Raw genomic sequence first — 11,644 nt, forward strand, 5'->3', positions numbered from 1 at the left:
TTTTAGTAGATACTTAAAATTGATATATAAAGGAGACGAAATGAAATGTTAGCAAAAATGAAAAGTTGGTTAAAAAATGAAGACTCACAATTATCATCAGAAAACGGTATGTTAATCGCGTTAGCGGTGATTATCGTATTAGTTATTGGCCCATTTGTATGGAAGGCAATCCAAGGTGGTTATGATACGATCCTGGCACGATTCACAAAAGCATCAAGCAATGCAGATGTAGATTCTTGGAACAAAAAATAAGTTTTGGATTGAAAATAAGAGGGGGAGTGTTTCATATAGCTCCCTCCTTTTAAAACATAAGGAGGTATTATGATGAGATTCAGTAAAGTAATGATTCCCTCATTAGCAACATTAGCCCTCGGTATATCACTAATGGGTACACCTACAAGTGCAGCAACAACAGCTGATACAAAACTAAATCAAAGTATAACAGGTGGCGAACATAATATTGCCGTTACACCAATTAGTAACTTTAACGCCGTAACGTTAAGTGGAGAAACGCAAGTGACACATGCAAATCCTGGTGTGCTAACAGTGACAGATGCAACTGGTTCAGGGAATGGTTGGAGAATCAATGTAAAAGCAGATCAATTTAAAATAAGTGGAGATGCTAAACCAAATCGAACACTTCCAAAGGGTTCCTTAGTTTTGAATAGTGGTGGTGCTGCTATTACAAAAGTAGGAGGGACAAGTTCACCAAATCCGGAGTTTAAAACGACTAACTATATTATAGATACCGATAATCAAGTTACGATTTTAAGTGCGAAAAAAGATGAGGGTATGGGTAAATATAATGTTAGTTTCAATGATAAGTCCCTAGCTTTAACTTTAAATCCGCATAGCACGTATGTTGAGAATAAGGCTGGTGCTACCTCATATGAGTCAAAACTGACATACTCTATTGTAACAGGACCTTAAAAGAAACTTATTATATAGAAGGGAATCACGTATGTATGATTCTCTTCTGTACATAGAAAGAAGGGGCAGAATGAAAAGCTATGTATATAAAATTTTAATTAGTATTTTGATCGCGATTATATTCATTTTAAGTGTAAGCCTAAAACCTTTTAAAGTTGTTTATGCAGAAGAAAAACAAGATAGTTTACCGTTTGATGTAAGCATTCATGTCCCGGATAATCAACTAGGTGATATAAAAAACTATTTTAATTTACAGGTAAAAAAGAAACAGAATCAAACAGTAAAAATAGATGTACACAATAAATCTAATAATCCAATCAGAGTTAATATAAAAGTTGCCAACGCTCTCACCTCTACAAACGGAGGTATTATGTATGTACCAAATCGTGAAGTATCACAAAGTATATTAATAGATAAAGATTTCTATATGGATCAGTATGTACAAGTTCCTGACGCTGTTACCTTAGAGGGGAATCAAACGAAAACGATAGAGGTACATTTAACGACACCAAATCAAGATGGCGTATTTTTGGGTGGCTTATTATTTGAGTTAGCGCAAGATACAAAAGCGCAGAATCTTGAAAAAGACGGATTGAACTTCTCTGTACATAATCGCATTGAATATGCGGTAGCGATACAATTGAATAATGAAGAGACTGAAAATTCAATCAATAAAACACCTCTTAAATTAAATGGCACAACTGTTGAATCTTATCCAACACAACCACAAGTCCATGCACTTATTCAAAATACAAATGCAAATATTGTAAGGGATGTAGCAGTTTACTATGAAATTTTATCCCAGGATAACGTTCTATTTCATGGTAATATTCCAGCATTCAATGTAGCGCCAAAATCCAAGGTAGGTTTAGCGATCCCATGGAAAGCGAAAGAATACAAAGATGGAAAGTATACACTGAAAATCACAATAAAGCAGAATGGTATACCAAAAACATATACGGAACAAATACGTATAACTGCTTCGAATGTGACAGAGTATGCGGAACAAACAGGTGCAGTAAAAGTGTTACCTGGATATTCTAATCAAATATATATAATAGCGGCTGGTGTTTTCATATTAATTGTTTCAACGTTTGTATTTGTATGGTGGAGAAAGAAACATGCAAATCAGAAGGAGCAAAATAAGGCATCTTCGGTAGCATAAGAATGGAATGGGGGAGGAAACAGTGAAATGGGGGAAGGTTCTTACTTCAATCATACTTTTAGGTGTATCGTGCTTATTTATTGATTCAAAAGATAATTCTATATTAGCTGATCAAATAGTAAAACAGCAAAATGGTATTCCAACACTCACTGCAAATGGAAAAGAAAATGAAGTGAAGCTAGAATGGGCGATTGATATCTTAGAGCAGGACGTATTATGGAAAATTGATTTTAATAACCCAAAAGACGTCAATTTGATGAGTGGTTGGGGAGAGTTTTACGGAAATGGGAATCAAAGTTTACAATCTGAAGTCTTTTATCCAGGTGGTACAGATACTAGCGGATACAAGGTATTTGATACAAAATTGGGTGGGAATCGAGTCTTATATCCTTATACAGTAAGAGAGAGTTCCATTGCTGTTTTTAAGCGATTAAACGTACCTAATAATGCTTATATTTCAGCAACATTTAAAGCGAAGTCACAAGGATTAGGGAGAATTAGTTTCTATGGTGATGGAAGCTGGGAAACAGGGAGGGAATTTGACTATTATAACGCTACTGTTTTAAAGGATGTTCCAAGCGGTTCAAAAGAATTAGAAATTAGTAATATCTCTTTGTTTCCGGAGAGGGAACCCGGTACCAACATACCAAGGGATAGAAGACATATAACTTCGGATATAAACAAAGATGTGTACCAAGATTCTCCCATGATAGATAAGGTGATACCTTACCAGGATGGTTCTGGAAAGGGCAAAATAATATTAAATAGTCCTATTGTGACTCCAATAAAACAAGGGGATCGTCTGAAAACAAGAAAATGGGCAGCACCTATCCAATTACCGAATAATCGTACAGTCACAAAGAATGATACGAACAAAGATGTAAATGGATGGTCTACATTTAGTATGAATACTCAAGTTGCTAATAATCCGTTTTATATTACTGAGCAACGAGGCGTAACTTTTTATATGCTTGCGTATTCAGAAGGAATTACCTATGTGGATGAGTTAAAAGTGGGGTATGCATCTGAAGCAGAAGTATACAGAGGGAATCAGCAAATATATAAGGGCAGACTCTCTGACTATGTAGATAAAGAAGCAAAAGATCAAGCAGTACCAACAACACCAGAAAGCTTTCAAATTGAAAATAGAGAACTGAAAGAAACTAAAGTAACGTTTGCCCCTGCAAAAGATAATGGGAGTACCTATCATTATAAAATCCGTGGAGTGGGTAGGAATGGCGTTTCGGAATTTTCTAAGGAAGTTCCTGCAGCTGTAACAAGTGGCGTAAAGGGATATGAATATGTAGTGAATGATAAATCCGACACATCACTTGATAAAGTAAGTGGTGTTCAGTTTACAAATCAGACTAGCATTCAGTTTCCGACTGATTATGCGAAACCACAATATGTACATATCCGAACGATAGATAAAGCTGGAAATAAAAGTGCAACAAAGCATATTTCTACCACACAAAAAGGACGGGTAGACATGCTTACTGTGCCAAAAAGTGTAGAGTTCAGCCCGATTCAATTAAATGGAGAAAAACAAAATTCATTTGGCACATTAGGGAAACTCATGATACATGATAGTCGAAATCAAGCGGATGGATGGAGATTGAATATGACCATTTCGCAATTTACTGAGTCGAACATAGCAAAACAATTGCCAAAGGGTTCTCTATCCTTAAAAAATCAAGTGAGTGTAACAAAAGTAAAAGGTCCAGAGACAGGGAAACCTATTGTACAGATCCCAAATACACCTATTGATAATGGGGCAGCACACACTATTATCTGGGCTTCAAAAGATGTAGCAATTGGAGAATATCAAGTCGATTTTGGACAAAATGGATTACAACTGCAGTTAGATCCAGGGACAACTTATGTAGGGAAGGATAGGCAAGCCACTTATACATCTACGGTCACTTGGTCTGTAGTGAGTGGACCGTGATAATCCATCAAAACCGGAAAATAAGGAGAAAAATTATGAGTATATATGTAATAGGAATACTAATAGGATATATGACCTTGAATGTATTTACTGATTTGAAATATAGAAAAACGAAAAATATATGGCATCTATTATTCTTAATTGTCGGTATAGGAATCACGTATTTTGCCGGAATAAGAGCAGGAAAAGAGATTGTAATTGTACTAGTCATGGCCTTAGCGTGTGGTTTGTTGTTAGAGACGTTTAAATTCTCTTCACCCGGCGATACGAAAATGCTTGTGGTGGTAGCTTTATATGTTAGTAATGTAGTAGAGGAATCGGCTATGCTTACCGCTATTACATTAACAGCTTTCCATTTACTATTCTTTTGGATTGCTAGTGTGTATCGATTAATTAAAATTTTAGGGTTTGTAGGAGCATTTAAAGACCAATTGGAGCATGCTGCTTCTATATTTGGGGCAAAACTACCAAAGAAAGAAATACAGCTGATACAGAGCTTCCCAGGGGCTTGTTCTATATTGTTAGGAGCAACTATGTATGTTGCTTTCACGATTTATCAAAACGGAGGTATGTTAGCTTGAATAGTAGAATCATTCATCAAAGAGAAACGTATATTTATTTCACGATATTCGCACTAGTAGGGGTACTTATTGCAAATATGTTTATTAATATGGTGTTTATACTAGCGTATCCGCTACTTATCGGATTAATTGTACAGGTTGTCCTGCTTCAGAAGATAAAAAAACCATTTTATCGGAGCGGAAAAGAATTAACGGAACAGTTAAAACTAAAAAATATATTCCTAGTAGAATCAAATATTTTAGGAGATGAAGAAGGAACTGTCTATGAGGTGCATCAAATGCCTTTTACATTCTCGAATGGACTAATTAATAAAGAGAAGAGTTATAAGGTAGTAAAACAAGATTATGAAAGAAAAGTAAAAGAAGATTTAACGAAAATTGCAAAATGGCAAGTTACAACAAAAGCTAGACTTGTTACGACAACACATTTTCGTTTATATACAATTTGGCAGAAAAATAGCACAGGCTATCAATTGAAAAAAATAGACGATTGTATTGATCCATATGCCAAGATGAACCTTTTTCAATGGATGATTGCTTCATTCTGTACGACTGGTCGTATTAAGTACGATAAAAAACCAAAAGAGTGGGCTAGCTATGAATGGATTACTTTAAGGTAAATAAAAAAGACAGAATCCATTCGTTATCAAGACCTAAATTGTAAAAACTCTTAATTCATAAAGGTATATACATTTTAGATATGACTAATATGTATATACCTTTATTATTTTTTTCTTAAAGTAAAACATCCGTTAGTTGAAAAAGCAACTGTCGATTTAGAATGAAAAATTGTTTAAAACAAAAGACTACATACTATACGGGAAAGAGTATAAAGCAAGGGAAGTATGTATAAAGGGTTGATTAGTATTGGAAGAGAACGTAGCCCGTAGCGGGAGGCGTATCCACTCGAGGACCTCAGAAAATGGCTTTATTAAAAAATGTTGTTGATTTTCTTGTTAAACGAACGGGACAGGTTTGTTTAACAAGAAATTGTAAATTCCCTTTTTTATAAGAAACCACTGGGAGTTATTTTTTTGTTCTTTAGTTACAATTTCAAAAATATATTAGAATGCGATTTTTGAAACAATTTTAGCAGATACATTATTGGATATAGATCTTTAATTAAAAACTATAAAAACATAGGAGGAGAACCATATGGCGCAGTTTACGTTTGAGATGATTGACGGTCCAGGAACCGTTGCAGGAAAAGCTTGTTTGGCACTCGATAAGAACAGCAATCCTTATATTGCTTATGCTGGAATTGGCCGACAACTGATGCTGGCCAATAGGGTTGCTGGTTCATGGGTTCGGGAGGAAGTGTTCAGCGCAGGTCTCGTCAGTGGCATAGACGCCCGAATCTGCCTCGAAATCGACTCCAAGGGTAATCCACACATCGCCTATTTAAATGATGACAGCCTTCTCACTTATGGTGTCAAGCGAGACCAACATTGGGAGTTCACGCCTATCCCGACGAGCCTTTTTGGCGACTCACGTGGTGTTTCAGGCTTTGATTTCAGTCTTCACTCGGGACGATTTAACCACGAACTTCGCGATACTCCGTACTTTGCATTTCACGATTTAACCACGAGCTCACTGGGCTTTACGAGAAAAGTTGCGGAGCGATTTAAGCGTATGTTGGTAGTACCTGAAGATAACTTATGGAACATAGGTCTGTGTCCCTCAATGGTGTTTGACGGTGATTCTGAGACATGCCTCATTGCATATATCGCGGTACGCGAGGAGGGCGGGCTGGTGCCTGCTACAAGCGTTCGGGTGACGAGAATTAACGACCCTACTGAAGGTATTGTTGGTTTTACGTCGTTCTCTGATAGCGGTTATTTCGTAGTGAATAGACCTACGTCCATTGTAGGAGGCACAGAATGGTGTGTAGCCTACGCAGACCTAACTAACGGCAAGCTAAAGGCATCAGTTCTCGACCTTAGTATAGCAGAGCCACACAAAGAAATTGTAACGGACACTGTTTTTCCGGTTGTTCCATCGGTCGCATTAGAACCTGGGTCTAGGCATGGTTATCGAATAGCCTTTGGTGACGGAAACAATCTTAAATTAGCCTCTCGCAACCGATTCGGCGTATGGGTCGTAGAAGTCGTCGATCCAAACGGGGGCGACATGCCGTCCTTGGCTTATGATAATCTAGGTAATGCCCACATCGCATATACGGTTGGGGAAACGCTGAAATACGCCATGGGGACGGGAGTTCGATTTATCTGAGTTATCCTAATGGTGTATAAAGTGTCCGGTAGATTATCTTTCAAGGCGCGTTTACTTTTGATAATGCTATTTTGGTTAGGATGGGCTTTATTCTGCAGTTTAGCTCTTTTTGTAGCAAAAGATGAAAATAAGTATTTAAAAAATCTCTTGTTTAGTATGTTTATGATTATGTTAGTAATTAAGATGGGTGGATATTAATAGAGATTGTATTGTGCTAATTTCCTGCCGTGTAAAATTAGTAGTTATTTTTTTATCTCCCAAAAAAAGATCTCCATGTAAAATGGAGATCTTTTTAAAATGACGATGAGATATGACTCAATATCTCGTGTAGCATACTTTAATTATACATTACTTCAAAAAATTGAAAAAGAATAAACGCAATATAACTATAAAATATTCTACCTCCTTTATATATTTGTATTATAACGCTAAATACTATAAATATATAACGACACTTGATAATACTTAATAAACTCATTTATATATAACTATATTTATTGTTTAATTGATTCCGTTTATTCCCACACCTTACTGTGTTGTGGTTGAGTTGTAGAAGCAAGTTGCGTCTTGTTTCAATTGTGAAAGGGCTTCTTTGAGCCGATTAGTGTATATATAGGTTATTTTGCTATACACATTTTTAATTGACTTGAAGAAGCCCTTTTTTGTGTTGTCTTCAAACAGTTAAATTTAAACTAGGTACCTATCCCTCTGTTTTTTAAGGATATATAGATGATATTTTTTAAACAAATTTTTCCGTACTTTTATTCATTTCAAGTTCCATTACGCTCTTTGCCCCTGTAGGTAGACAGGCTTAAGTTCCACACCTTTTCTTCCATACCTTGATCCTTAGGTTTAAGTCAAAGAAGTAACTAGCTCCTCTGCATTTTTAAGCAATGGACCGAATTTGTCTGAGTCCACCTGAGTCAGCTGACGATAAACTATAACCGCTTCTTGAGCATATATTTTCGCTGCATCTACTCGGCCTATTTTCTGTAATCGGCGAGCCAGGGTGATTAGAGAGATAGCAAATAATTCCCAATAATCCAGTTGCTTATCAGGTTGGGGTTGAAACTCTCTTAGTAAGAGAAGGGCCACTTGTATCGGATTGATTGATTCAGAGTACAGTTCATAGTCGTACAGGTCAGCGGATAGATCCAATAGATGCTGGGCGACTGTCATGACGTCAGCGTCGCTCATGCCTCCCAACCTCAGATATAGCATTAAGGCCTCATTAGCGGGCCCAACAGCTTCACCTTTGCGTCCAGCCTCTAGTAATCGAACAGCGAGTATGTGCACTGTAGAAGCGAATAACTGCAGATAGTCCTTTTGTTTATCCGATTCTGGTTGGAAGGCACGTAGGAGATCTACGGCCGTTTGTATCGGATTAATCGCTTCGGAGCATAATCCACCCACATGGCACAATTTAGAGGACAGTTCCACTAAATATTCAACGATTGTCGTCAAAGGAGCAGCAGAAATGGTTGCCAATTGACGAAATAGGGTCACTGCCTCATCTGCGGGTCCAACAGCCTCCTTTTGACGTCCAGCCTCGATTAACTGAACTGCTTGTGTATACAACGCTTGTGCCCGTTCGAGCCAAGGTTTTGGACAATCGTTAATGTTGTCCGCTCGGATTGGTTGTATGGGGTTTCGGTAATCGAGAATAAGTGGACTGCGACAGCCTGGGGTATAGATCTCTATAAACCCGTCATGCTTGCCGGTAGCATTTAAAAATACGCCTTCAACCAGATTTAAAGAGGTGAAATCTTTCGATGAATATTCATTCAAATCGTAAATACGCGGTGTATATTTATGATCTTCAGGCCTTATCCAAAAACGGAATACTCGTTCTTGCTCATGAGGAGTATGAAAGTCATAGACTCCACCCCATTCGAATTTGTCAGGAAACTTGTTTCGCTCCAAAATACGTTTCTTGAATTCATCAAAGGACATGTCAGTGGCTTCAGTTGCATACAGTAAACCTACATTTTGCGGCACCATGCCATATCGGACCTCTAGTTGCTCCGGTTCAGCAACCGGTGTCCGATAAGCCGCGACATAAAATCCGAGTGGACCGTAGTCCGGTAGGTCCTTATTGAAATTAAGCAGAATCCAGCCATTTACGTCCCGAATACTGGTAGGTTGGGATCTAGCCAGTCGCAGCCATTTGACAGGGATAACGAGGTTAGCTCCACAGGCGAAACCAAGATGTACTCCCGTGTTGACAGCAGAGCGCTCGTTCTTAAATACACATTGCTTTTCTTTTTTACTAGGAAATTGTTCGAAACGAATAAGGTCTTCAAATTTCACATTGAGATCAGGTCTTCCCTTTACGTCCAGAGCCCGGGTTGGTAGTAAGGTTGTTGCCTGTGCGTAGGCAACCTGCTTGTATTTTGTTAACTGGTCATTTCCGTACCCACTATTGAGGAATATTCCCCCAGCAGTCAACAGAAACGATGGAGAATTGTAATAAATCTCCACTCCCCCATCAGCTCTTTCATCTGCTTCATATACCTCGGGCCGTCTTCCGTGGTAGAATCGGTGCTGGATTGGGCCAGGCCGGTCTATGGAAAGGATATAGGCCGCAGGTGGAGGACGATAACCAGTGAGTCCTGCAATTAACGCAAAAATACCCCAGCCTGCCGGAAATAGATTGGTCGGATTTCGGTCACGGTCAGAGGGCCCTAAATACATGAGAAAGAAACCAACGAGCGCGTCTGCTCCTTGCCAGGGAAAGGCTAAATCATTGTGGTTGTTGCAAACACGGTTCATATTTTCATGTAACCGACGGAAGGGGGGAATCCGTCGCAATCTGGTGCTCGAGACCGCGAACTTCATCATTATATAGTCGAGGATGATATGCGTCGCGGTTCTTACGTCAGGGTCTTTAGCAAACTCGTGGAGATTAAAGATTGCATGTAGAGATAAGCGCTGATAGGGTCGCGAGTTAAACTCAAGGAAGTCATGTTTAGCGATATTGTGCAAATATCTAAGCAGCCAGGTTTTCAGGCGGTTTTGCACGTTGTTATACTTCTGATTACCAGTCTGTTCAAACATGATCTGATTCACCAGATATCTGGTGCTATTGATCATTAGCATATGGTTCTCGGTTTCTGGAACTTCTTCTGTCAGTATATTATATGACTCAATGTTTGGGTCATTTCCTCCTACCAGATGTTTGGGAACAAGTCCACGCAATATGAAGTCAATTTCGTCAGAGGTAAGTAGGTGTCTGTATCGATAAGCCACAACCATAAGACCTTTTAAAGCCATATCATAATCACCTTTTTTGATAAGTTTTATACCTAGAAATAACTCCTCTTCAAAGCTGGTCCCAACCTGTCCATGACCTTGAGTCATACTTCTCAGCATAGCGTGAGCCATGATCCGATTGGGTAGCTCGCCAGGGATGCGGGAATCAGAATTGTCTGACGCAGCTTGTAGGTATGCAATCAGCAACATTGTATTATCTTCAGTGGCAGGTCCAGCCGGCCAGTTTAACTGCCTATTTATGTGCACATAATGATTGACGATTGGTCGTATTCGTGCTGCATGACTTGCATAAGCATACGCATGGGCAGGAATACCGTTAGGCGAAGGCAGGTTAAGTTCAACATTGTAGTTCATCGCAGAATATTGGACATTAACCTGCAAGGTCTGACCATGCCAAAAATCTACGATGTCATAAATATCAAATTGAGAACCCACTGGTTCAACCTTAATATCAGGATCGGGATTTGGAGCTAGTTGAGGGTTTAGACTGGATGTGTAACTAGGGTTAATCACGAATCCATAGACTGCGCTTTCCATCATGTTAGATGGTTCGTAGCGAAAAAAGCCGCTGGAATTAAATGGACGGGCCCAGTCATTCGGATTTACTTCCACAAGTTTCTCTAAGATCTTTTTATTGTTACGGTACACATCAACTCGGTATACATTGAATGAGTATCCTTCTACTCCTCCCCAGTTTACCTCTATGAATTTCCCACGCTGGTATGCAGCAACAACCATTCCATATACATGATTGGGCGAAGCTGTAATGGCACCGTGCTCGAACCTCTGTATGAAGGCTTCGTTGGGTTGAGGGAAATCAATCGGTTTGCCGAGCGGTCCATCCCATGCCCCAAGCTCATGCCAGCGTTCTGTAAATTCGACTTTGGTCTGGGGCCCTTCGGGATTCGGATTCAGGGTTTCAGTAGATTTATCAAAGTTCAGGCGCACAGGTATCGTCCAACCGTGCTTGCATTTATCGGCACCTATGAATGGGTCCGTACAGAACTTTATAATGAACGCATACTCACCGAATCCCTGAAGCTTTGTCCAAAGCTGATTATGGGTCGATTTAACCTGCATTCTAGCCTGCCCCTGTCCAGCGCCGTTATAGGAAATGTCGTATCGGAAGTAATCGTATTCTAATGAAGGCCACGTCCACTCAAAACAAGCCTCGTTTCGCAACCTATAGACACTAGTAACTATATTATGATCTCTAGACCATGCGATTTCCCCGCGTTCGAACTGCTGTCGGCGCCCGTTACGGCCAGTGACATTCTCCTCTGGTCCTATAGGATTGCCAAAAGGACCATCGCTTGCACCCCATCCTTTCCAATGTTTTTCAATTACTCCGCTTACCATAAAACCATTCGCCATCAAGTACCCCTCCTTTTGAAAATTTAAAGTGTATGTTATCACAGCCTGAGAGATGATGTAGTTTAAATGGATTTCCCTAACGATTATACGCAAAAATAAAAGAATTAGATGCAAAATCTTTCAGTCATTGAATCCATAATT

At 39.1% G+C, this 11,644-nt stretch carries 8 protein-coding genes; 7 read left to right on the forward strand and 1 reads right to left on the reverse strand.

Annotated elements, in window-relative coordinates; genetic code table 11:
- Positions 1 to 45 precede the first annotated feature (45 nt).
- The 7 genes from MKY21_RS30430 (at position 46) to MKY21_RS30460 (ending at position 6,856) form a co-directional block, all read left to right on the forward strand.
- A complete protein-coding gene (locus MKY21_RS30430) occupies positions 46 to 252 on the forward strand; it encodes a hypothetical protein (protein WP_000879960.1) in 207 nt (68 codons plus the stop codon).
- Positions 253 to 324: 72 nt separating this feature from the next.
- Positions 325 to 930, forward strand: coding sequence for a WxL domain-containing protein (locus MKY21_RS30435; RefSeq protein WP_341078559.1), 606 nt, complete (start codon positions 325 to 327; stop codon positions 928 to 930).
- A 70-nt stretch (positions 931 to 1,000) separates the two neighbouring features.
- Positions 1,001 to 2,095 carry a DUF916 domain-containing protein gene (locus MKY21_RS30440; RefSeq protein ID WP_341078562.1) on the forward strand — a complete coding sequence of 365 codons (1,095 nt, stop codon included), beginning with the start codon at positions 1,001 to 1,003 and terminating at the stop codon, positions 2,093 to 2,095.
- Between the two features lie 7 nt (positions 2,096 to 2,102).
- Complete coding sequence (locus MKY21_RS30445; RefSeq protein WP_445662228.1) at positions 2,103 to 4,043, forward strand: WxL domain-containing protein; 1,941 nt, start codon at positions 2,103 to 2,105, stop codon at positions 4,041 to 4,043.
- Between the two features lie 35 nt (positions 4,044 to 4,078).
- Entirely contained in the window at positions 4,079 to 4,624 is a 546-nt protein-coding gene (locus tag MKY21_RS30450) for a hypothetical protein (RefSeq protein WP_098316310.1), read from the forward strand.
- Entirely contained in the window at positions 4,621 to 5,244 is a 624-nt protein-coding gene (locus MKY21_RS30455) for a hypothetical protein (protein WP_098316312.1), read from the forward strand. Before MKY21_RS30450 ends, MKY21_RS30455 begins: the two co-directional genes overlap by 4 nt.
- Positions 5,245 to 5,779: 535 nt before the next feature.
- Positions 5,780 to 6,856, forward strand: a complete 1,077-nt coding sequence (locus MKY21_RS30460; protein WP_098316314.1) for a hypothetical protein — start codon at positions 5,780 to 5,782, stop codon at positions 6,854 to 6,856.
- 852 nt (positions 6,857 to 7,708) lie between these two features.
- On the opposite strand, the gene MKY21_RS30465 is transcribed toward MKY21_RS30460, so the two are convergent.
- Positions 7,709 to 11,503: an LGFP repeat-containing protein gene (locus MKY21_RS30465; RefSeq protein WP_341078568.1), complete on the reverse strand. Its 3,795-nt coding sequence runs from the start codon at positions 11,501 to 11,503 to the stop codon at positions 7,709 to 7,711.
- Between the last annotated feature and the right edge of the window lie 141 nt (positions 11,504 to 11,644).

The sequence above is a fragment of the Bacillus sp. FSL R9-9497 genome (genome assembly GCF_038005805.1).
Lineage (GTDB): Bacteria > Bacillota > Bacilli > Bacillales > Bacillaceae_G > Bacillus_A > Bacillus_A cereus.